We start from the raw sequence: 20868 nt of genomic DNA, 5'->3' as shown, positions 1-20868 counted from the left end.
CCTAATTAACGATATTATTCACGTGTGTCTTTTTTTTCTACAAATTTGGCAAAAAAATCGCTTTTTCACCTATTTTTTAATCATTTTAAGCAAATAAAGTTTATTTATTTGAAATTATTTTTATAAATACTGCAGTCGATGCAAAAAAATTCCAGGGTTATTTCTTAAAAATAGCCTGAAATTTTTAAAAGCTTTGTTTAAAGGATCATAAATGCCCGTGAATAAAAAGAAATGCTCACCGCCAAAATCGCATGACGCTAATCAGCACTTGCCCGCCTAGAGCATTTGCAGCAGGCAAAGATCAAAATCAATGACACAGCCGTGCCGTCAATACTTTAATTCTTATGGATTGCAAGCCAAGGCCTTATTTTCACGGTCACTGGCTTACAGTGCACAATGCTATTTTCTAAATATCATTTTTATTACAGCGCTGTTTTTATCCTTTAGGATCATAGAGCGGCCATGCTCTTTCTCATACACTGCATTTTTATTCCAAAACTTGACTGATATGCCTGCGCATTTTATTTCCCGCTTCGCACTGCTGATTCCTGGCCTGGCACTGATGGCTTTTGGCGTGGTGCTGTCTATACATTCAAATTGAGGAACATCACCTGTTTCATCTATGCCTTACAGCTTCTGTTTTATGTAGGAAAGATCCATCAGAACACTGACTGTTCTGATACATATTCTTATGATTGCGCTGCACATGATTTTGCTGGGAAAAAATTTCAATGGCATCAATGGCTGCAGCTGCCTGCAGGAATGGCCTTTGGCGGCCTGATAGACAGTCTGATGTGGATTACGCAAGACTGGAACATTCATCACAATGCCTTGCAAATACAGCATGCCTATTCAGCGGCTTCATGACCGCTGCGGGCGTTTGCCTAATTATGAAGGCCAATTTGGTATTTTTAGCGGGTGAAAGCTTGTATGCGGCAGTGTCACAGCGATTTGATGCAGATTTCGGCAGCTGCAAAACCTATGGCGATATCGTTTTAGCCAGCATTGTTATGATTTCATCATGGCTTACATTAGGAGACATTATCGGCGTTCGTGAGGGAACTATAATCAGCGCATTGCTGGTCGGCATTTTAGTGAAGCGGCGGCTGCCCAAATTCAGCTTTATTCAGTTTGCCGCCAAATAATGCCTGCCCCCGCCATTTTCTGAAAGATCGGTTTGATAGATCCACTTATATACAAATAAAATGCAGGCAATAAAAAAGGAAGAGATCTCTCCCAAAATCTCTTCCTTGGAGTTGAATCTTTACTCGATCCATCGCTGTTATTATAGTTATTTTTAAAATTCACAAAAAAGAGTCCCTTGGGGAAGAGACTGAAAAACTTGTGGAGTTTTTTTGTTATTTCTACCCTCTAGATATGCTTTTATACACATTCTCTAGATGGATAAATCTTATACATAACCAAAATAAAATGCAAGCTGATTGGCAAAATTTAACTCTTGTTTTTATAAGGTTTTTTTTGAATTTACTTATTTGATTTATTAATATAATAATTTTAATAAAAAAACAGGCCGAAGCCTGCTTTTTTATCAATAACTTAAATAAAAACTAATCAACAAAAATAACTTTTGCAATCGCTTTTTTACTCGCCTGAACAATCAAAGTTTTATTTTCAGCAACTGAGAAACCGGCATCTACCTGCTCCCAATCCACTTTAACCGCACCGCGCGCAACCGCATCTTTGGCTTGTGCGGCATTTTTCACAAGGCCCGCTGCCCGCAAAATAGAAGCAATGAAGATCTCGCCGCCAAATTCAGCACGGGACACGGTGATTTCAGGTGTCCCATCAGGCAGTTCACCCTCAGTAATCAGGTTACCTGCACCTTTATGTGCATTTTCTGCCGCTTCTGCACCGTGAAAACGCTCTACCAATTCCAGCGCAAGAATTTTCTTCACTTCTTGCGGGTTGCGGCCCTCTGCCACTTCTTTTAACAGCTGCTGAATCTCTTCAATTGATTTAAAGCTTAAAAGCTCAAAATAGCGCTCAATCAAAGCATCCGGCATAGACAGCACTTTTTGGTACATCGCGCCTGGCGCATCAAATACCCCAATATAGTTACCCAAAGACTTAGACATTTTATTCACACCGTCTAAGCCCTCAAGGATGGGCACCGTAATGCAGACCTGCGCTTCCTGATCATAGCGGCCCTGAAGTGTACGCCCCATCAATAAGTTAAAGGTTTGATCTGTGCCGCCCAACTCAACATCCGCCTCAAGGGCAATCGAGTCATAGCCTTGAACCAATGGATACAAAAACTCATGAATTGCAATCGGCTGATGGCTGTTATAACGCTTGGTGAAGTCATCGCGTTCCAGCATGCGCGCAACCGTTTGCTGTGACGCCAGCTGAATTAAATCAGCTGCGGTTTTGGCCGCAAACCATTCTGAGTTAAAGCGCACTTTGGTTTTATTCGGATCAAGAATTTTAAAGACCTGTTCTTGATAAGTTTTGGCATTTTCCAGCACCTGTTCACGCGACAATGGCGGACGTGTCGCGCTCTTGCCTGTCGGGTCACCGATCATCGCGGTATAGTCACCGATCAGGAAGGTCACATCATGGCCCAAGTCTTGAAAAACTTTGAGTTTATTAATTAAAACGGTATGCCCCAAGTGCAAGTCAGGCGCAGTCGGGTCAAAGCCCGCTTTAATTTTTAAAGGACGATTTTCTTTTAATTTCCTCAGAAGATCTTCTTCAGAAATAATTTCATGCGTGCCCCGTTGAATGAGAGCAAGTTGTTCTTCAGCCGGCAGGAAATTTGACATCACAAAACCCAAACACATCAGTTATTCAATTTGTGCGATATACTAACACTTTTTCAGCACATTGCAGGCTTAAGAATAATCATGACCGCGATCTATATTGGCGTGATGACCGGCACCAGCATGGATGGTGTCGATATTGCCGCTGCTTCCTTTAACCCTTTGCAGCTTCATGCAACCCTCACGCTCGAATTTGATCCCGATCTGCGCGATGAACTGATGGCCTTGACCTTGCCTGGCGATAATGAAATTGACCGCATGGGGCAAGCCGATGTTGCACTGGCAAAAATGATTGGTGAAGGCATTAACCGCCTCATTGAAGAAAATCAGCTAGACCGCAGTCAAATCAAAGCGGTCGGCTCTCATGGCCAAACCATCCGCCACCGTCCGGAACACGGCTTTACCCTGCAAATTGGCGATCCGAATATCATCACGGAAATCACCCAAATTCCTGTAATTTCTGACTTCCGCCGCCGCGATATGGCGGCCGGCGGTCAAGGCGCGCCGCTGGTTCCTGCGTTTCACCAAGACATGTTCCAGCATGAAAGCATTCATCGCGTCATCTTGAACCTAGGCGGCATCGCCAATGTCAGCTTATTGCCAGCAGGCAATCCTGAAGGTGTTTACGGCTTTGATACAGGCCCTGCCAATATTTTGATGGATGCATGGTGCCACCGCTATACGGGCCAGCCTTATGATGAAAATGGCAATTGGGCCGCGTATGGCACCCCCATCCGCAGCTTATTAGACCGCCTACAGGCGCATGAATTCTTCTCAAAAGAACCGCCGAAAAGCACCGGCCGTGAAGATTTCAATTTAGAATGGCTGGATGAACAGATTTTAGACTGGCATAACGACTCGGAATATGACGAGCTGGAAGATACGCCGGAAAACATTCAAGCGACCTTAATGAAGCTGACCACCCGCGCCATTAAAAAAGCCATTTACCGCTCAGACATGGATACAGGTGAAGTGTATGTTTGCGGCGGCGGCGCCTATAACTCGCACTTGCTGGAGCAGCTGCGCTGGCGCCTGCGCAAACATCAATGGACCGTGCAAAGCACTGCCGATTTGGGCCTCAGCCCAACTTGGGTAGAAGCCGCGGCTTTTGCATGGCTGGCCATGCGTTTCACGCATCAGCTGGCGGGCAACTTGCCTGCCGTCACTGGCGCTGAAGGCTACCGCATCCTAGGAACCATCACTGCCGTCTAAGCACTATGGCAATTTAAAGCAAAAGGCCTGCTGTTCAGCAGGCCTTTTCCACACAAATCAATTTAACCTGATACTCAGCGCATCATTGTTCTGGCATTTTCGCTGCGGATCACACGCAGAATCTGCTGTCCGGCCCGCCCTGTTGGGCTTAAATCAAACTTTACCTGCTCTTGACGGATTGCCTGACGGGTTTTGTCGCCGATTAAGCCATCCACAGCGCCAATATCATAGCCTTTATTCAATAAATACTGCTGAATTTCACGGCGCTCTGCGCGTGAAGTGCCGGCATCATCCGTAGGCCATGGTGTACTGAAAGCGCCTTGCCCCTGTAAACGGTCAGATAAATGCGCAATCGCCAAGGCATAACTTTCCGCTGCGTTATAACTGTAGATCGCGTCAAAATTTTTAAAGACTAGAAACAGCGGTCCATTGGCGCCTGCGGGCGCCATCAGCCCCGCTTGGGAGCTAGAGGATAAACCGCCTTGAATTAACGCTGAGCCATCTGCACGCACCAAGCCATTTTGCATCCAGTAAGACAGCGGCTTTTTATTGCGGCGGCTTTCACCGCTGAGAGAGACCGCTTGCGGATTTTTCACTTCAAATCCCCACGGCTGTCCGGATTGCCAGCCGCGCTTTTTGAGCAAATTGGCTGTTGATGCTAAAGCATCAGCGGTGCTCGACACCAAATCACGGCGTCCATCGCCATCAAAATCTACCGCCAGCTCTTCATACGTCGATGGCATAAACTGGGTATGGCCAAAGGCGCCTGCCCATGAGCCTTTCAGCTGCGATTCAGTTACATCGCCACGCTGCAAAATGCGCATCGCGGCAAAAAATTCACCGCGGAAATAGCTTTGGCGGCGTCCTTCACAGCTCAACGTTCCCAAAGACTGCAGTAAAGGATAAGAACCTGAAATAGCGCCAAAATTGCTTTCCACACCCCATACCGCAACCACGGTTTCCGCAGGCACGCCGTAAATTGATGCTACACGATTCAGCACTTCACGATGCTGCGCCAATTTTTGCTGACCCACTGCAACACGCTCATCATCCACCAGGCCTGACAAATAATCCCAAATCGGCGTGGAAAATTCCGGCTGGTAATTTAATTTTTCAATCACAGAATAATCAGGCGTTAAATTTTGCGTGTAGCGGTCATAAGTGGACGCAGACACGCCATTCGCCATCGCTTGGCTTTTTAAATTGGCAATACAGCCTTGAAATGAATTCTGAGGGCTGTAATCCAAGGTTGAGGCATTTAAACTGCCCGCAACTTTTTGACCATTAATAATGAGCTCAGCATTCGCCTGAGTCGCCGCTAAAAAAACTGAACCGAAAAGAAAAGCAAAACGGTGCATAAAATCCCTAATGATTCTTGATATCTAAACTATGCTTTTTACCTTAACACTTTCAATTCCGCTTTTCTGAATCAAAGCGTAAATGAATATTCATTCTGGTTTAAATTCAAAAGCATCTTTTAAATTTAAAACCACTTATCCACAGCGCTGCGCATTTCAGCTCTTGAATTCAAAAAGCATCTCTGGCTCAGCAAACACTTTAAATTCAACAAAGCCCTTTTAAATTCATTTATCCAAAATTGTTCTTTAGCTCTAATAATCAATAATATATAAACAACAAGCATCAAAACTCAAGCTCGGTATTTTTTAAATTCAAAACTTTGAATTCATTTATTCTTTTTGAATTTAAATTCAAACGGCGCCAAAACTTTTAAATTCATTTTAAATTTAAACATTCGATTTAAATTTAAAATTGACTTTTAAATTCAAACTTCTTACTTCTATTTTTTAAATTCAAAACACGCCTAAAAAGATATCCACAGCCCAAGCTGACTAAGATCTCTGCTGTTTCAGTTTTTTTAGGTCAAAATCAGCGCCGCATTCAATTGCGGGCCATATTTTAAAAGTCGTATTCTTGCGAAAAATTCGCTTTATTTTGCTTTCCGTTTATTTTTCTATGCTCTGATTTTATCTAAACGGATAAAAAACACGCAATTTATTTTCATTCTGATCCGATCAACGGCCACTTTTTGCAAAGAGGCGCCATCATGCCTGAATGAATCCAAATAAAAAAGCGACCACTCTCGTGATCGCTTTTTTTAACAGCAACTGCAGCTTTAGATGGTCATATCTTCGCTCAGCGCCAATGGATTCGGTAAAATTTTCGCCAATTGACGGCATAAAGCCGTTAATTCTGCGCTGTCATTCGGCATCAGTGTAATGTGGCCAATTTTACGGCCTTCACGCTCAGACTTGTTATATAAGTGCAAATGCGCGCCTTCCAAAGCCAGCACATCTGCAGTTTTTGGATGCAGCCCAATAATGTTCACCATTACTGTTGGGCGTATAACAGCTGTTGAGCCTAATGGCAAACCCGCCACGGCGCGGATGTGGTTTTCAAACTGTGAACAGACCGCGCCTTCAATCGACCAATGGCCGGAGTTATGCACGCGCGGCGCCATCTCATTGGCATACAGACCTTTGTCTGTGACAAACAGCTCTAAAGTCAGCACACCGACATAATTCAAATGATTGAGCAGGCGGGTAATGTAGTCTTGCGCAACCGGCTGTAAATCCGCACTGTTGGGCGCAGGGACAATGGAATGCGACAAGATGCCATTATGATGATGGTTTTCAGCCAATGGCCATGTTCTCACATCGCCGTTTTGACCGCGCACGGCAATAATTGACACTTCACGCGAGAAGGTCACAAAACTTTCTGCAATCAGTTCACCAGCAGGACCGAGTTCAGCCCACGCCTGATCCATCTGATCTGCGCTGCGCAAAACAAACTGTCCTTTGCCGTCATAGCCGCCGCGAGAGGTTTTTAAAACCAGCGGCAAGCCTAATTCAGCGGCAGCGCTTTTCAGCTGCTCATGTGAAGTCACGGCTTTATACGGCGCAACAGGAATCGCCAGCTCATCAAATAACGCTTTTTCTGACAAACGATGCTGCGCAATGGCTAAAGCCTGACGCGGCGGATGCAGCGTTTTGTTTTTAGTTAGCACATCGACATCAGCCAATGGCGTATTTTCAAATTCTAAGCTGAACACGTCTGCGCTTGCGATAAATTCGCTTAAGCCATTTTCCGCTTTGGCTGAATAGACTGGACCTAAGGCTGCCGAAGGGCAGTCTGTATTGGCTTCAAAGAAGGTGCATTGAATATTCAGCGGCAATGCTGCCTGCGCCATCATGCGGCCCAGCTGGCCGCCGCCAAAAATACCGATGGTTTTATCCATGATGTATGTCCCGTTTTAAGCTTGGCCCGGAATATTATTGCCCGCAACTTTTTCAGTTTGCGCAGCGCGGAAATCGGCCACATTTTTTGCAATGTCTGAACGCGTTAAACCTAAAATTTGCGCCGCCATGATGGCTGCATTGGTTGCGCCGGCAGGGCCAATGGCTAAAGTGCCTACTGCAATGCCTGCAGGCATCTGCACGATAGACAGCAATGAATCTACACCGTTTAAAATAGATGATTTGACTGGAACGCCCAGTACAGGCAGGTCAGTCTTCGCTGCGCACATGCCCGGCAAATGCGCCGCGCCGCCTGCACCAGCAATAATCACCTGAATGCCGCGGTCACGCGCGGTTTCCGCATATTCAAATAAACGGTCTGGAGTACGGTGCGCTGACACAACCTCCGCTTCAAATGGAACGCCCAGCTGTTTCAGCATATTGGCAGTGTTTTCTAAAGTTGCCCAATCAGATTGAGAACCCATGATAATTCCAACGAGAGGAGTGTCTTGTGAAGCGGCCGCATTCATTGCAATGTTTCCAGAGATAATTAAGAGAGATAAATCTCGACTAGAGCCAAGCTTTAATAAGAGCCCCGTATTATAGACTGAATTTTCATCTCGCCAAAATTTTACCTTCACCCTCAATGCGCATTTTTATTCTTTTTTAATGAAATGAAGCCGAAATTCTGATGATTGGAATAATTGCCGGCTGTTTTGCACATTGCACGGCGGCTTTTACAGCCTTGCATCCAATCTGAAGACCGCCTTGCGATCGGCGCTGACGGATTTTTTTCAGCCTTGCGCTTAAATGCTTCGCGCCCAGTCATTGGCTTCTGAACACAAAATAAATACAGCCTAAAAGGCAGCCGCCCGCCCATAAATAATCCAGCTTAAACGGCTGCTTAAACAGAAAAATCATAAAAGGCACAAACACCAGCAGCGTGACCGCTTCCTGCGTAATTTTCATCTGTCCCATCGACCAGCCGTGCTGCGCCAACAGGCGTGTCGCAGGAATCATAAAGCTGTATTCCAGCAGGGCAATCACCCAGCCAAATAAAATCGCTTGCCACAGCGGCGCGCCGTGCAGAAATTTTAAATGCCCATACCAAGCCAAGGTCATAAAGCAGTTTGAAATGATCAGCAATAAAAGGGGAAGGGCCATAATTAAGCATCCGAAATTACCGCCTCATAGTTTACGTTGTTCTGCCAAAAATGCATGCGTTTTACATGCAGCGCCAATGCGGAAAAACCGGTAGAAATGGCAGATTTAAAAATGCTTTTAAAAACGCCTGAATAGATACAAGAAAAACTATCTTTTCGCTAAAACCCTTGCTATCGTTGCCTTCAAATCGAATTAATCACGACAACACCACAATAATGAAGTGATGTGTCTATAGAGCAGTGGAGTTAAGCATATGCATCTGCATATTTTGGGTATTTGCGGCACCTTTATGGGCTCGCTGGCACTTTTGGCGCGGGATTTAGGCCATAAAGTCACGGGTTCTGATGCGAATGTTTATCCGCCAATGTCTACCCAGCTTGAAAATGCAGGCATTACCTTAATGCAAGGCTACGACCGCAGCCATTTGCAGCCGCATCCGGATTTAGTCATTGTCGGCAACGCCATGAAGCGCGGCATTGATGCCGTGGAATATATGCTCAATGTTGGCCTGCCTTACATTTCCGGCCCGCAGTTTTTGGCCGATCATGTGCTGCAAGGCAAGCATGTTTTAGGCGTTGCAGGCACGCATGGCAAAACCACCACCACTACTATGCTGGCCTGGGTGCTGGATCAAGCGGGCTTAAACCCAGGGTTCTTAATTGGCGGAGTGCCTTTAGGTTTCAGCGAAAGCGCACGCTTAGGCGGCGGCAAATACTTCTGTGTCGAAGCCGATGAATATGATTCTGCTTTTTTTGATAAGCGTTCAAAATTCGTGCATTACCATCCTAAAACCGCGATTTTAAATAACCTTGAATTTGATCATGCCGACATTTTTGATGACTTGGCTGCCATTCAAAAACAATTCCATCATCTGGTGCGCACCATCCCGAGCGAAGGCCGGATTATTGCGCCAATTACGGAAAGCAATATTGATGAAGTGCTGGAAATGGGCTGCTGGACACCTGTAGTGCGCACGTCGCTGGATGCCAATGATAAATCTGAACTGTATGCAGAACAGCTGTCTGCGGACGGTTCACACTTTAAAGTGCTGCAGCACGGCGTGGTGAAAGGCACCGTGCAATGGAACATGACCGGACAGCACAGCGTGGCCAATGCTTTGGCGACGATTGCCGCAGCAGAACACGTGGGTGTGAGCATTGAAACCGCCTGCGAAGCGCTGTCAAACTTTGGCGGCGTGAAGCGCCGTATGGAGCTTTTAGGCACGGTGCGTGGCGTTGAAGTGTATGATGACTTTGCCCATCACCCAACCGCAATTGATACTACGCTAGAAGGTGCACGTAAGCGTTTAGGCGAGCGTAAGTTGTGGGCGATTATTGAACCGCGTTCAAACACTATGCGCATGGGCAGCCACAAAGATGGTTTGGCGCATTCTGCCCGCTTGGCCGATGAAGTGATCTGGTACCAGCCTGAAGGTTTGGACTGGGACTTGCAGCCTGTGATTGAGGCTGCGCCAAACAAAGCTGTGGTCGCGCGCTCATTGGATGACATCATTCAAACTGTGACTGCAGAAGCAGGCGAGGGCGATGCAGTGGTGATCATGTCGAACGGCGGCTTTGGCGGACTGCATCAGAAGCTGATCAATGCTTTAAACGGAAAATAAGCGGGTACCGCTTAGAAGAAAAACCCGCATGTAGCGGGTTTTTTTACAAGCTTATTCAATTAAAAACCAGACATTGTACCGGTATATTCAAAGTCTTTCAGTTTTGCCCAGCCTTGAACCGTGTCTCCCAAACGCTTGCTGAAATACATGATCGAAACCCACTGTTCTTGGCCATCATCATAAGTGCTATAAGCAGTGATATGGTCATTTTTAATCATAAACAGATCTTTGATTTTACACGCATTGCTCGGTGCAGAATGAAAATACACTCTGGTTGGAGCAATCACTTTCATACCCCAGCGTGGAATGATCTGAACTTCTTTTTGTTCGGCCTTTTCCTCAATTTTTACACAATCTTCAGCATGCAATAAAGGGGCAATTGAACAGAATAGGCCCATAGATAAAAGCGTCTTCATATACTTTAATTCCACTATCTGCAGCGCAGCAAAGTACAAATTAGAGCTGCAATAGCAGCGATATCGATCTCATTTTAACTTAATGCTTAGAACCACGATGAATGTCGAATACTTAAGCAGCAACATCCTCAAAACTTTTCTCACGGCGAAACATCACATCAACATAAGAGCAGGTCGGGATAATTTTAAGGTTCTTCTCACGTGAAAAATCAACCAGAGCATCCAACAGCAAACGCGCCACGCTTTGCCCGCGCAGTGAATCATCCACCCATGTATGGTTGGCATCAATGGTTGTGCCATCCCGCCAAATATAGCTGATTTCCGCAATATGCTGACCCGCCTCATTGCTGATAAAAAATTCGCCTTTTATACCGTTATCAATATGCTGTATTTGCATGATTCTATGAAACCTCAAGATTTAAAAATTTGAAATATTAGACGTTTTCCCTGATTAACGCTTAAAAATACCCAATTTCAGGGATATAAAATTGAATGGCCCGACCTTAAAGTATGTTTGCAAAATTATGATTTATTTTTAAATTTTTCAAGGGTGCCATGTATGGATATTTATCTGATTGCTGTCCTGTTTCTATTGCTGATTGCCTTGCTGCTGGGCATTTCGATGTACAAATCGCGTTTCTAAAGCCGATACAGCATGATGCCAGCCGCAGCTGTACGGCATCAAAAGTTTTCAAAAAACCTTCAATCTGCCCCCTATACAGACTGGAGGTTTTTTGGATTTTAAAGCAGTACATCCCGTATCGATGGATCTTTAGCAAAAACCGACTTGGCAAAAGGGCAGAGCGGCATAATTTTGATTTGGCGGTCTCGGGCAAACTGTACAGCCGCATCCAGCAAATGGCGCCCAACGCCTTGTCCGCGCAGCGTATCGCTGACATCCGTATGATCAATAATCAATTTATCTGCGCCTGCCCATGAATAGGTCATTTCAGCTAAGCGCTGATGATTTTGCTCTATAAAGAATGCGCCTTTTTTTCCATTATCATCCTGCTGCACAATCATTGTTTACTTTTCCTCAGTCTGGCTATTCCGTCTTTTGTTGTATTCAAATCCGCCCGCCAATTCAATAGCGCTTAACAATTCAAAACCATCTCCTTAAAATAAGCGGATATTTTTTTGGATGCATAATTCATGTCATCTGCTGCATCTCCCAGTGACCAACCCAATGAATTCCGTCAATGGATCAGCGTAATTACGCTTGCCTTTGCGGCTTTTATTTTCAATACCACCGAATTTATTCCAGTCGCCTTGCTCAGCGACATTGGCCAAAGTTTTGATATGGCGGCGACAGATGCCGGCATTATGATCACGCTGTATGCATGGATTGTCGCGCCGATTTCATTGCCCATTATGCTGCTGACCAAAAACATTGAACGGCGTTTCCTATTGATTGGCCTGTTTGCCATATTTATTGCCAGCCATGTGCTGTCTTATGCGGCATGGAGTTTCAATGCGCTGCTGGTCAGCCGGATTGGGATCGCTTTTTCACATGCGCTGTTTTGGGCCATTACCGCCTCTCTGGCCGTCCGTGTCGCGCCAAAAGGCAAAGAGTTTCAAGCCTTAGGCTTATTGGCCACCGGCACAGCGCTGGCCATGGTGCTGGGCATTCCTTTTGGCCGCATGATTGGTGAAAGCTATGGCTGGCGCAATACTTTCGCTTTAATTGCCTTCGGCGCCTTAGCCGTTTGCCTGACTTTAGCCAAAACATTGCCCAAGCTGCCCAGCCAAAATTCAGGCTCACTCAGCAGCTTAAAAGATTTTGCCAAACGGCCCAGCCTGATGATGGTCTTTGCCTTAACCGTGATTGTGATTACGGCGCAATTTACCGCTTACAGCTATATTGAACCGTTTGCGCTGAATATCGCCGCATTCAGCTCAGCTGAAACCACCGCCTTGCTGCTGATATACGGCGGGGCAGGCTTTATCGGCTCTTATTTATTCAGCAAATTCGGCGCAAAATTTCCACGCTTGGCGATTCCGCTATTTACCGCTTTTTTGGCAGTGTCCATGCTGCTCATGCTTTCCCTTTCCCACAGCTTCGGCACTTTCAGTGTTTTGTGCCTCATCTGGGGAGTCGGCATCATTGGCTTCAGTTTAGCCCTGCAGTCTAAAACGCTGAATCTGGCCTCTGATGCAACCGATGTCGCCATGGCGATCTATTCAGGCTTATACAATATCGGCATCGGCGGCGGAGCCTTGCTGGGCGGCATGGTCTCGATCCATTCCGGCCTGTCCAATATTGGCATAGCCGGCGGCATTATTGCGGTATTTGGCACATTATTGGCTATCGTGCTGGTGCAGCGCCGTGACTTTAACGCGCCCGCAGCTCCTCACCGATAAAGCTGCAGAAATTTAGACAGCAAAATTTGCTTATTGCTTAAAAATCTGCCATGATTTAGCCAAATTTGGACCAAGTCCAAAACAGAATTTAGCTGAACAAGGGGAGTAGCCTCCTCCAAACGCTTTACTCTTTTGAGTGGATGCGTGTCAGAATATCGTCATTACACTTTGCAAAAAGTCGGTATCTGAGCATTGATCATTTTCAAGATGACGATGTAGGCAAGACCTTGATCATGTTGTCACAGATGTTTTTATTCATCTGGCAGCAGGTCAAGGTTTTTTTATGGCCGATTGTCAGATGTGGAGGATTCACATGGAAACGATCGGCACTTTGTGGCTGTATCTGGCATTTTTCGGCCTAGTGGCCGTCATGCTTATCATCGACTTTTTAGGCTTTAGAAACAGTCAGGGCCAAGAAGTCAAAGTCAAAACCGCAGCCTGCTGGAGCATTGCCTGGGTATCTGTGGCTGCGCTGTTCGGCGGCGGACTCTGGCTGTATCTGCAGCAGACTGCAGGCATCGCCATAGCCAATACCAAGGTGATGGAATATTTTGCCGGCTACCTTTTAGAAAAATCCCTCGCGGTCGATAACGTTTTTGTCTGGCTGATGATTTTCGCCGCCTTTGCTATTCCGCCTGCGTTGCAGCGTAAGCTTTTACTCTACGGGGTCTTAGGCGCCATTGTCCTGCGCACGGTCTTTATTTTTATTGGCGCATGGTTCGTTCAGGAATTCTCCTGGGTGCTGTATATCTTCGGCGCATTCCTGGTATACACCGGCTTCAAATTCCTGAAAGGCCAGGATGATGAAGAGAAAAACATTGAAGATATGGCCATTTTAAAATGGCTGCGCAAGCACCTGCGCATTACGCCGCAAATGCAAGGCGATAAATTCTTTGTCCGCCAAAATGGCATGCTGTGGGCAACCCCCTTATTTTTAGTGCTGATTTTAGTGGAAGCATCCGATGTCATTTTTGCAGTTGATTCCATTCCGGCCATCTTTGCCGTTACCACCGATCCGTTTATTGTCTTAACCGCAAACTTGATGGCGATTTTAGGCCTGCGCGCCATGTTCTTCCTGCTGTCTGGCGCTGCATCCAAAATGCATTACCTGCCGTATGGCTTGGGCCTGATTCTGCTCTTTATCGGCTTTAAAATGCTGATGCTGGATGTGTTCCATATGCCGATCTGGATTTCACTCGGATTTATCGTCATCACGCTTGGCATTACGGCATGGCTATCGATCCGCCACAGCAAGAAACACCATGAAACAACGCTGTAATGCTTAACTGCTGTTCAGCCATGGGCTGCTGCTGAATAAGTCAAAAAAGCCTTCCGCAAGGAGGGCTTTCTCATCTCCGCCTAGCTAGAAATCAGCTGCAATTCAGGCCATCTCGTTAAAAATGCTTTATCGTTCAGCCTGCGCTGAAATACAGCATAGCTGACCATAGCGGGATTCCATCTTAACTTCAGTTCAAATAAATCCTGCAGCCCTAAGGGCGCGATGATTTTAAGCTGCCCCGAAGCATCCAGCTGCACTGCAACAGCCGTTGCTGTTTCAGGCCACACCGCCAAAGCCTGAGCCAAAGAAGAAAAGGGCGCAATGCTATTGCCATTGTCCATGCGGTACCAATGGTGCACCCGAGCCTGATTGACAACATCCCACAGCATGTCAGGAAATGCTGTTTCCAGCTTGTTACGGATCTGCTGTTCACCTGTTCCATCATCCTGCGCATCAAAATACACCACATCAATTTCAGTCTGATGCAGCGGATAAGCCTGTTCATGCAGCTGCGCCCAGATGCTGTTGCGGATCACCCCAGCCGCCAAATAGGCCTGTGCTTCAATTTCACGCAAAGCCTGCAGGATCTGCATGAGTTCATGATGCGCTGCAATAAACGCTTTGAGCTGCGCGGTATAGGATGATTTAGAAAAAGGCTGCGGCATAATTTTGATCGGTACCCTGCATAGTTTGAAACAGCAATAGAAGCGAAGCGAAGCCCATTTTACGGTACAATCAACTGAAAAAATTCAAAAACGCAGGTTATCAATGTCTTCTGTAATTGCAACGACGGCGGTTCGCGGCCGCTTCCTCGATATTCAGAATACGGTTGCCCAAGCGCGTGAAATTCACGACCAAGTGCGATATGTAGAAGATGGTTTACTTCTCAGTGAAAATGGCATCATCCAATGGTTTGGCCCATGGGATGAAGGGCAGCGCCTGATCCCTGAACAGGTTGAGGTGCAGCACTATCCCGATCAGCTGATTGTTCCGGGCTTTATCGACACCCACATCCATTTCCCGCAAACAGAAATGATCGGCGCATACGGAGAACAGCTGCTGGAATGGCTGAATACCTATACATTTCCGACCGAAATGCAGTTTTCTGACCCAGCCTATGCGCAGAAAATCGCCGCATTTTTTGTGCAGGAGCTGCTGAAAAACGGCACCACCACCGCGCTGGTGTTCTGCACCGTGCATCCGCAATCGGTTGATGCACTCTTTGCAGCCGCAGAGCAGCATCAAATGCGTTTAATTGCCGGAAAAGTCATGATGGACCGCCATGCGCCAGACGCGCTTTGTGATACTGCAGATAGCGCTTACAGCGATTCAAAAGCCTTAATTGAAAAATGGCACGGCAAAGGCCGGAATCTGTATGCCATCACGCCGCGCTTTGCGCCAACCTCAACCCCCGAACAGCTAGCGCGGGCAGGGGAGCTCAAAGCCGAATACCCGGATGTGTATGTGCATACCCATTTAAGTGAAAATAAGAATGAAATTGCCTGGGTGAAAGAACTGTATCCAGAACAAAATGGCTATTTAGATGTATACCGTCACTATGGCTTAACAGGTTCGCGTTCTGTATTTGCACACTGCGTGCATTTAGAAGAGCATGAGTGGGACTGCATGCATCAGACAGATTCTGCGATTGCCTTCTGCCCAACCTCCAACCTGTTCTTGGGCAGCGGCCTATTTCCCTTGAAAAAAACGTGGGACAAACAGGTCAAAGTCGGGCTGGGCACAGATATTGGCGCAGGCACATCCTTCAATCAGCTGCAGACCATTCAGGAAGCCTATAAAGTCCAGCAGCTGCAAGGCAGCAAGCTGTCGGCATTTGAGGCGCTGTATCATGCGACGCTGGGCGGCGCCAAGGCGCTGGATTTAGCGGAGAAGCTGGGCAATTTCAATCTAGGCAAAGAAGCGGACTTTGTGGTGCTGGACCTTCAGCCGACAGCGTTGCAGCAGCTGCGCCAGTCACGTGCCAAAGGTCTGGAAGACAGCGTGTTTGCCCTGATGATGATGGGCGATGACCGCAATATACATGCAACATATATTTACGGACAGCGCGCTTACCTCAAAACAGCAAAAGCCTGAACAGCACTCTGAATCTGAGCCCAGCGGCGCTATTCTGCGGCTGGGCAGGCTGCAGATTCTAAAGCGCGGCGCCTGTGCTGCGCCGCAGCGATTACATTTTCATCGGCAAAAAGGATGCATCCCCCCTGAAGTTGTATTAAAATCAGGGCATCTTTAGAGGTGTTGCTGGTCAACGCCTTTTTTATTTTGATGTTTTTGATTTTTTTTTAGGTATCTACCCATGACTGTTCAAATGAGCGTATTGATTTCCACTGAAGAAATTCAAGCTAAAGTCAAAGAGCTTGGCGCTATCATTGATGCACATTATGCCAACAGCAGCAAAGAACTGGTATTGATTGGCCTGCTGCGCGGTTCTGTCATTTTTATGGCGGATTTATGCCGCGCAATTGCCAAGCCGCATGAACTCGACTTTATGACAGTGTCGAGCTATGGCAGCGGAACCGCATCTACCCGCGATGTGAAAATTTTAAAAGATTTAGACGGCGATATCCGGGGCAAAGATGTTTTGGTGGTCGAAGATATTATCGATTCAGGCAATACCTTAAGCAAAGTTCTGGAAATTTTACAAACCCGCGGTCCGAATTCTATTGAACTCTGCACGCTGGTCAGCAAGCCGTCACGCCGTGAAATTGACTTAGACGTGCGTTTCCTCGGCTTTGAAGTGGAAGACAAATTTATTGTCGGCTATGGATTAGACTTTGATCAAAAATACCGTCATATTCCATTTATTGGCGAGATTGGCCTGTAATACAGACTATTCGGATGCGAAAAAGCGGCCGTTGGCTGCTTTTTTTATATTTTAAAAGCACCGAACAAAAAAACAACAGTTCTTAGCTGAACCTGCCTTTTCCTTCATGTCTATCTATTCCAAGATAAAAGCATGAGCATGATGCAATAACAAAGGCATGATAAAAAAGGAGAATACTCATGTGGTCACTTATTGTGGCAATCGTTGTCGGCTTTGTTGCCGGTTTAATCGCCCGCGCCATTCACCCTGGAGACGATAAAGCCGGGTTTATTGTGACGACATTGCTGGGTATTGCCGGTTCGCTGCTCGCCACTTACGGCGGCCGCTTGCTGGGATGGTATGGTGAAAATTCTGCCGCCGGCTTTATCGCTTCGGTCATCGGCGCGCTGGTGATTCTGTTTATTTACAATATGGTTTCCAAAAAAACTTCTGCATAAACTGCAATGCTTGAACTGAAATCGGTCAGTCTGAAATTCACCTATAAAAAAATCCCCCGTCAGCAGCAGGGGGATTTTTTATAGAAAATAAAGCGGTTCCGCTTTATTTTATAAGCCCAATTCTTGCCAGATTTTTTCAATTTCAGCAGCTGGGTAGGCGCCCATCAGCTTGGTGCCGTTTGAAAAAATAATCGCCGGCGTGCCATTCACGCCTAAATTTTTCGCCAGCTGAATATTGCGCTCGATCGGGTTCGCGCAGCTTTTTTGGCTGCTGGGCTGAACGCCTTTAGAGATCAAATTCGTCCATGCATAAGCCTGATCTTTCTCACAAAACAGCTGCTTGGACGGCGCAACTGACTGCGCTTTCAACGGCAGGACAAAAGTATAAAGGGTGACATCATTCAGCTTGCTCAGCTCTACTTCAAGCTGTTTGCAATACGGGCAATTTGGGTCAGAAAAGACCGCGAGCTGGCGTTTGCCATTTCCTCGCACGCTTTTAATCGCATCTTTTAACGGCAATTTTTTCCAATCCGCCTGATTTTGCGATAGCATCAGCGTGTTGGTTAAATTTTTCTGATCTTTCAGCCGGATCATGGAACCCACTAAAATATGCTCAGCGCCCTCACCGGTATAGATAATCTGATCACCCACTGAACCGCTGTAAATGCCGGGCATCTCAGTGGTTTTAATATTTTCAATTTTCAATGAAGGATAGTTTTTCTGCAGCTGGCTTTGCACCGATGCAGCATCCGCCATTGCCCACTGTGACAGCATGCCTGCTAAAAACAGCGCACCCATTTTTTTCATCATGACATACACCATGTAAGTTTCTTGCGCCAAAGTGTACTTGGAATATCGCCAATCACACAGATTTTTTTCCAAGGCTTACGGAAAGACAACAGCAGCGCTGTTTCACGTGGAACAGCGCTGCACTGATTCAAGCGGATTAATCTCGACCGAAACATGCACAATTTCATCATGGACCGTCAAGGCATGACGGACTTGATCTGCAGTCAATTCCTCCGCTGTTTCCAGCGCTAAAATACAGGAAAACTTGCCTTTTGCGACTTTCCAAACATGCAAATCGGTAATTTTGACTGCAACAGGCAAGTCTTCAATCACCTCACGGATTTCTTCCACAACAGGATGATCCATTTCTGCATCCAGCAAGGTTTTTCCAGTTTCCTTAATTAGGCTAACCGCCCAGCGCGCCACCAATACCGCGCCGGCAATCCCCAGCAGCGCATCCAGAAAGCTCCAGCCCATATATTTTCCGGCAATCAGCGCAATAATCGCTAAAACTGACGTCACGGCATCTGCAACCACATGTAAAAAGGCAGCTTTTTGATTCAAATCATGATGATGGCCATGATGGGCGCCGTGATCCTGCCCATGCTCATAATGGTGATGGTGATCATGCAGCAGCCACGCACACAGCAGATTCATAATTAAGCCCAATACCGCAATAGGAACTGCTTCGTCATAATGTATCGGCACAGGGAACATCAGCCGCTCTGCAGAATGAAAGGCCATAAAAATAGCCACGACAATTAATAAAATCGCACTGCTGTAGCCTGCGAGAATTTCAATTTTCCATGTGCCGAAACTGAAGCGCGCATCCCGCGCATAATGCCGCGCTGCGCGGTAAGCCATATAGGCCAATCCCAGCGCCAGCATGTGCGAGCTCATATGCCAGCCATCCGCCAGCAAGGCCATGGAATTGAAAATCCATCCGCCCGCCACTTCTAACAGCATCATGACTGCCGTTAGAATAGCGGCCAGCAGAATGCGTTTCTGCGCCAGCGGATTGCCTTCATCAAACTGATGAGTGTGAATTCGTGAAGATGGGGAAATATTCATTTTCAATCATTTAACCTATACTCCCCCATAGTATATTTGTTTTTGGAGCCGCATGTGAGCCATTTGCATCAGGATAAAAAAATATTAAACCGCGTAAAGCGCCTGCAGGGTCAGCTGAATGCTGTTGAACAGTCTTTGCAGCAGCCCCATGCGGAATGCATTGCCGTACTGCAGCAGGCCGCCGCAATTAAAGGGGCTGTGAATGGCCTGATGAATGAATTGATTGAAGCGCATTTGCGCCATCATGTCATCGGCACCGATGCGGCCGTCAATGAAGCGGAACTGGCCGAATTCATGAAACTGCTGAAAAGGTATGGCTAAGTTTTTTGCAGGATAAATTGACCCGGGAAGCCGATCGCCAGTACACTGCTTAAATAATCCTCTCCTTTCTCACTGCTTGCATTTTTAGCTCAGCTGAATGCAATATCCTGCGGCTTTCTTCATGATGAATTCTCAATCTTGGCGCCCATTCATTATGGTCAGCCTTGCCCTGATTATGGGGACCATCGGTACGGCGCTGGCCAGTCCGCTGTACCCGATTTATCAGGAACTGTGGCAGCTGCTGCCCAGCCATATCACTTATATTTTTGTGGCCTATATGTTCGGCTGCATGGCTACGCTGCTGTTTCTGGGCCGGGCCAGCAACAGCTTCGGCTTTTTAAGAACGCTGCAGGCCGGAATGCTGTTTGTGATTGCAGGCCTGGCATTGTCCGCTATTTCTCCCAATGCGCTGAGCCTGTCTTTTGCCCGCTTTCTGATCGGCATTGCTTCAGGCTTAATCAGCACGTCTGCAATGCTCGGGCTGATTTACACCATTCCAGACAGCCACAAGCAGAGCGCGCCGCAGCTCAGTTCCATTATTACCGTTATCGGCTTTGGCTTAGGGCCTTTGATTGGCGGCATCATTGCGCAATTTTCAGCAAAGCCATTAATGACCCCGTATTTGCCCGTTATTGCTGGAGCTATTGTCTGTTTAGTCAGCCTATTTTCCGTCAAACATGTGCCGACGCAAAAACAGCCTTTTTCCATCGCGCCGCATTTGCAGCTGCCTGAAGCCCAATATCATGGCCTATTCTATATTGCAGGCTTTACCGCTTTCAGCGCTTTTGCATCCTTCAGCTTATTTGCGTCACTGGCGCCCTCTTTTGTGAAAGATATTATTCCCTGGCATGGGCCCATAGTCAGCGGGACTGCAATTGCCAGCATTTTACTGGTGTCTGCGCTGTCTCAGTTTACCGCCAAGAAAATGAATCCGCGCAAAGCATTAAATGCCGGCCTGCTCTCATTGATTATAGGCTGCATGCTGCTGTCACTTTGTGTTTACATGCATTGGAGCATACTGTTTTTTATCAGTGTTTTTGCCGCCGGCATGGGCCATGGCTTAGGGCTGCTGGGCGCTTTCGGCATGATTCACGGCATGACCCAGCCAGAAAACCGCGCAGCCGTCATGTCGACGTACTTATTTGTCGCCTATTTAGGCACAATTCTGCCGATTATCGGGGTAGGCTATCTCTCCGACCATTTCGGTTTTGCTGCCGGCATTTTAGGCTTCTGCACAGCGGTTGGGGCGCTGTGTTTCATTTTGCTGATTTTTCAGCGCAGGCTGCAGGCCCCTTTGCAGCATTAAACTGATTTTCAGCCA

At 46.7% G+C, this 20868-nt stretch carries 20 protein-coding genes and 1 pseudogene; 10 read left to right on the top strand and 11 right to left on the bottom strand.

What is annotated here, in order from left to right; all coding sequences use genetic code 11:
* Window positions 1–731 precede the first annotated feature (731 nt).
* Window positions 732–1145 carry a hypothetical protein gene (locus JZ784_RS17225; RefSeq protein ID WP_346315742.1) on the top strand — a complete coding sequence of 138 codons (414 nt, stop codon included), beginning with the start codon at window positions 732–734 and terminating at the stop codon, window positions 1143–1145.
* Window positions 1146–1568: 423 nt separating this feature from the next.
* Here JZ784_RS17225 and tyrS read toward each other — a convergent pair whose 3' ends face one another.
* Complete coding sequence (tyrS, locus tag JZ784_RS17220) at window positions 1569–2801, bottom strand: tyrosine--tRNA ligase (protein ID WP_346315741.1); 1233 nt, start codon at window positions 2799–2801, stop codon at window positions 1569–1571.
* A 63-nt stretch (window positions 2802–2864) separates the two neighbouring features.
* On the opposite strand from tyrS, the gene JZ784_RS17215 reads away from it, so the two are divergent.
* Window positions 2865–3992: an anhydro-N-acetylmuramic acid kinase gene (locus JZ784_RS17215; RefSeq protein WP_346315740.1), complete on the top strand. Its 1128-nt coding sequence runs from the start codon at window positions 2865–2867 to the stop codon at window positions 3990–3992.
* A gap of 74 nt (window positions 3993–4066) precedes the next feature.
* On the opposite strand, the gene JZ784_RS17210 is transcribed toward JZ784_RS17215, so the two are convergent.
* The 4 genes from JZ784_RS17210 to JZ784_RS17195 all read right to left on the bottom strand — a co-directional run bounded on the left by JZ784_RS17210 (window position 4067) and on the right by JZ784_RS17195 (window position 8410).
* Window positions 4067–5350, bottom strand: coding sequence for a lytic murein transglycosylase (locus JZ784_RS17210; protein ID WP_346315739.1), 1284 nt, complete (start codon window positions 5348–5350; stop codon window positions 4067–4069).
* Between the two features lie 776 nt (window positions 5351–6126).
* Window positions 6127–7248, bottom strand: a complete 1122-nt coding sequence (locus JZ784_RS17205; protein WP_346315738.1) for a 5-(carboxyamino)imidazole ribonucleotide synthase — start codon at window positions 7246–7248, stop codon at window positions 6127–6129.
* Window positions 7249–7263: 15 nt separating this feature from the next.
* Complete coding sequence (gene purE, locus JZ784_RS17200; RefSeq protein WP_346315737.1) at window positions 7264–7776, bottom strand: 5-(carboxyamino)imidazole ribonucleotide mutase; 513 nt, start codon at window positions 7774–7776, stop codon at window positions 7264–7266.
* 295 nt (window positions 7777–8071) lie between these two features.
* Window positions 8072–8410, bottom strand: a complete 339-nt coding sequence (locus JZ784_RS17195) for a DMT family protein (protein ID WP_005006524.1) — start codon at window positions 8408–8410, stop codon at window positions 8072–8074.
* 253 nt (window positions 8411–8663) lie between these two features.
* Here JZ784_RS17195 and mpl point away from each other — a divergent pair, with 253 nt between their 5' ends.
* Entirely contained in the window at window positions 8664–10031 is a 1368-nt protein-coding gene (gene mpl / locus JZ784_RS17190) for a UDP-N-acetylmuramate:L-alanyl-gamma-D-glutamyl-meso-diaminopimelate ligase (RefSeq protein WP_346315736.1), read from the top strand.
* Window positions 10032–10090: 59 nt separating this feature from the next.
* On the opposite strand, the gene JZ784_RS17185 is transcribed toward mpl, so the two are convergent.
* From JZ784_RS17185 to JZ784_RS17175, 3 genes are all read right to left on the bottom strand, one after another.
* A complete protein-coding gene (locus JZ784_RS17185) occupies window positions 10091–10447 on the bottom strand; it encodes a hypothetical protein (protein ID WP_346315735.1) in 357 nt (118 codons plus the stop codon).
* A 112-nt stretch (window positions 10448–10559) separates the two neighbouring features.
* Window positions 10560–10844 (bottom strand): GNAT family N-acetyltransferase, encoded by a 285-nt coding sequence (locus tag JZ784_RS17180; protein ID WP_346315734.1) that lies wholly within the window; start codon window positions 10842–10844, stop codon window positions 10560–10562.
* Window positions 10845–11188: 344 nt separating this feature from the next.
* A complete protein-coding gene (locus JZ784_RS17175) occupies window positions 11189–11470 on the bottom strand; it encodes a GNAT family N-acetyltransferase (protein ID WP_005006515.1) in 282 nt (93 codons plus the stop codon).
* Between the two features lie 129 nt (window positions 11471–11599).
* Here JZ784_RS17175 and JZ784_RS17170 point away from each other — a divergent pair, with 129 nt between their 5' ends.
* Window positions 11600–12808 (top strand): sugar transporter, encoded by a 1209-nt coding sequence (locus tag JZ784_RS17170; RefSeq protein WP_346315733.1) that lies wholly within the window; start codon window positions 11600–11602, stop codon window positions 12806–12808.
* A 313-nt stretch (window positions 12809–13121) separates the two neighbouring features.
* Window positions 13122–14087 carry a TerC family protein gene (locus tag JZ784_RS17165; RefSeq protein ID WP_346315732.1) on the top strand — a complete coding sequence of 322 codons (966 nt, stop codon included), beginning with the start codon at window positions 13122–13124 and terminating at the stop codon, window positions 14085–14087.
* An 80-nt stretch (window positions 14088–14167) separates the two neighbouring features.
* Here the strand turns inward: JZ784_RS17165 and JZ784_RS17160 are convergent, their stop codons facing one another.
* Window positions 14168–14752 carry a nucleotidyltransferase family protein gene (locus JZ784_RS17160; protein ID WP_346315731.1) on the bottom strand — a complete coding sequence of 195 codons (585 nt, stop codon included), beginning with the start codon at window positions 14750–14752 and terminating at the stop codon, window positions 14168–14170.
* Window positions 14753–14855: 103 nt separating this feature from the next.
* On the opposite strand from JZ784_RS17160, the gene guaD reads away from it, so the two are divergent.
* The 3 genes from guaD to JZ784_RS17145 all read left to right on the top strand — a co-directional run bounded on the left by guaD (window position 14856) and on the right by JZ784_RS17145 (window position 17366).
* The gene (gene guaD / locus JZ784_RS17155; RefSeq protein ID WP_346315730.1) at window positions 14856–16181 is read left to right on the top strand and encodes a guanine deaminase; all 1326 of its coding nucleotides are present in this window, start codon (window positions 14856–14858) and stop codon (window positions 16179–16181) included.
* 220 nt (window positions 16182–16401) lie between these two features.
* Complete coding sequence (gene hpt / locus JZ784_RS17150) at window positions 16402–16929, top strand: hypoxanthine phosphoribosyltransferase (protein WP_005006503.1); 528 nt, start codon at window positions 16402–16404, stop codon at window positions 16927–16929.
* Window positions 16930–17108: 179 nt separating this feature from the next.
* The gene (locus tag JZ784_RS17145) at window positions 17109–17366 is read left to right on the top strand and encodes a GlsB/YeaQ/YmgE family stress response membrane protein (protein ID WP_346315729.1); all 258 of its coding nucleotides are present in this window, start codon (window positions 17109–17111) and stop codon (window positions 17364–17366) included.
* A 108-nt stretch (window positions 17367–17474) separates the two neighbouring features.
* On the opposite strand, the gene JZ784_RS17140 is transcribed toward JZ784_RS17145, so the two are convergent.
* Window positions 17475–18176 carry a DsbC family protein gene (locus JZ784_RS17140; protein ID WP_026253375.1) on the bottom strand — a complete coding sequence of 234 codons (702 nt, stop codon included), beginning with the start codon at window positions 18174–18176 and terminating at the stop codon, window positions 17475–17477.
* 98 nt (window positions 18177–18274) lie between these two features.
* A pseudogene (gene dmeF, locus JZ784_RS17135) lies at window positions 18275–19226 on the bottom strand (CDF family Co(II)/Ni(II) efflux transporter DmeF); the annotation flags it as partial.
* A gap of 54 nt (window positions 19227–19280) precedes the next feature.
* On the opposite strand from dmeF, the gene JZ784_RS17130 reads away from it, so the two are divergent.
* Both JZ784_RS17130 and JZ784_RS17125 read left to right on the top strand, forming a co-directional pair.
* Window positions 19281–19547: a metal/formaldehyde-sensitive transcriptional repressor gene (locus tag JZ784_RS17130; protein ID WP_346315728.1), complete on the top strand. Its 267-nt coding sequence runs from the start codon at window positions 19281–19283 to the stop codon at window positions 19545–19547.
* Window positions 19548–19671: 124 nt separating this feature from the next.
* A complete protein-coding gene (locus tag JZ784_RS17125) occupies window positions 19672–20853 on the top strand; it encodes an MFS transporter (RefSeq protein WP_346315744.1) in 1182 nt (393 codons plus the stop codon).
* The last annotated feature ends 15 nt before the right edge of the window (window positions 20854–20868 follow it).

It is taken from the genome of Acinetobacter sp. CWB-B33 (assembly GCF_039655955.1).
Lineage (GTDB): Bacteria > Pseudomonadota > Gammaproteobacteria > Pseudomonadales > Moraxellaceae > Acinetobacter > Acinetobacter bouvetii.
Note: the sequence above shows the minus strand (reverse complement) of the source record. Positions and strands in the feature narration are given on the sequence as shown.

Excerpts from the sequence above, each read along its gene's own strand:
- JZ784_RS17225 (WP_346315742.1), top strand. The coding sequence starts at position 732 with ATGGCATCAATGGCTGCAGCTGCCTGCAGGAATGGCCTTTGGCGGCCT.
- tyrS (WP_346315741.1), bottom strand. The coding sequence starts at position 2,801 with ATGTGTTTGGGTTTTGTGATGTCAAATTTCCTGCCGGCTGAAGAACAA.
- JZ784_RS17215 (WP_346315740.1), top strand. The coding sequence starts at position 2,865 with ATGACCGCGATCTATATTGGCGTGATGACCGGCACCAGCATGGATGGT.
- JZ784_RS17210 (WP_346315739.1), bottom strand. The coding sequence starts at position 5,350 with ATGCACCGTTTTGCTTTTCTTTTCGGTTCAGTTTTTTTAGCGGCGACT.
- JZ784_RS17205 (WP_346315738.1), bottom strand. The coding sequence starts at position 7,248 with ATGGATAAAACCATCGGTATTTTTGGCGGCGGCCAGCTGGGCCGCATG.
- purE (WP_346315737.1), bottom strand. The coding sequence starts at position 7,776 with ATGAATGCGGCCGCTTCACAAGACACTCCTCTCGTTGGAATTATCATG.
- JZ784_RS17195 (WP_005006524.1), bottom strand. The coding sequence starts at position 8,410 with ATGGCCCTTCCCCTTTTATTGCTGATCATTTCAAACTGCTTTATGACC.
- mpl (WP_346315736.1), top strand. The coding sequence starts at position 8,664 with ATGCATCTGCATATTTTGGGTATTTGCGGCACCTTTATGGGCTCGCTG.
- JZ784_RS17185 (WP_346315735.1), bottom strand. The coding sequence starts at position 10,447 with ATGAAGACGCTTTTATCTATGGGCCTATTCTGTTCAATTGCCCCTTTA.
- JZ784_RS17180 (WP_346315734.1), bottom strand. The coding sequence starts at position 10,844 with ATGCAAATACAGCATATTGATAACGGTATAAAAGGCGAATTTTTTATC.
- JZ784_RS17175 (WP_005006515.1), bottom strand. The coding sequence starts at position 11,470 with ATGATTGTGCAGCAGGATGATAATGGAAAAAAAGGCGCATTCTTTATA.
- JZ784_RS17170 (WP_346315733.1), top strand. The coding sequence starts at position 11,600 with ATGTCATCTGCTGCATCTCCCAGTGACCAACCCAATGAATTCCGTCAA.
- JZ784_RS17165 (WP_346315732.1), top strand. The coding sequence starts at position 13,122 with ATGGAAACGATCGGCACTTTGTGGCTGTATCTGGCATTTTTCGGCCTA.
- JZ784_RS17160 (WP_346315731.1), bottom strand. The coding sequence starts at position 14,752 with ATGCCGCAGCCTTTTTCTAAATCATCCTATACCGCGCAGCTCAAAGCG.
- guaD (WP_346315730.1), top strand. The coding sequence starts at position 14,856 with ATGTCTTCTGTAATTGCAACGACGGCGGTTCGCGGCCGCTTCCTCGAT.
- hpt (WP_005006503.1), top strand. The coding sequence starts at position 16,402 with ATGACTGTTCAAATGAGCGTATTGATTTCCACTGAAGAAATTCAAGCT.
- JZ784_RS17145 (WP_346315729.1), top strand. The coding sequence starts at position 17,109 with ATGTGGTCACTTATTGTGGCAATCGTTGTCGGCTTTGTTGCCGGTTTA.
- JZ784_RS17140 (WP_026253375.1), bottom strand. The coding sequence starts at position 18,176 with ATGATGAAAAAAATGGGTGCGCTGTTTTTAGCAGGCATGCTGTCACAG.
- JZ784_RS17125 (WP_346315744.1), top strand. The coding sequence starts at position 19,672 with ATGAATTCTCAATCTTGGCGCCCATTCATTATGGTCAGCCTTGCCCTG.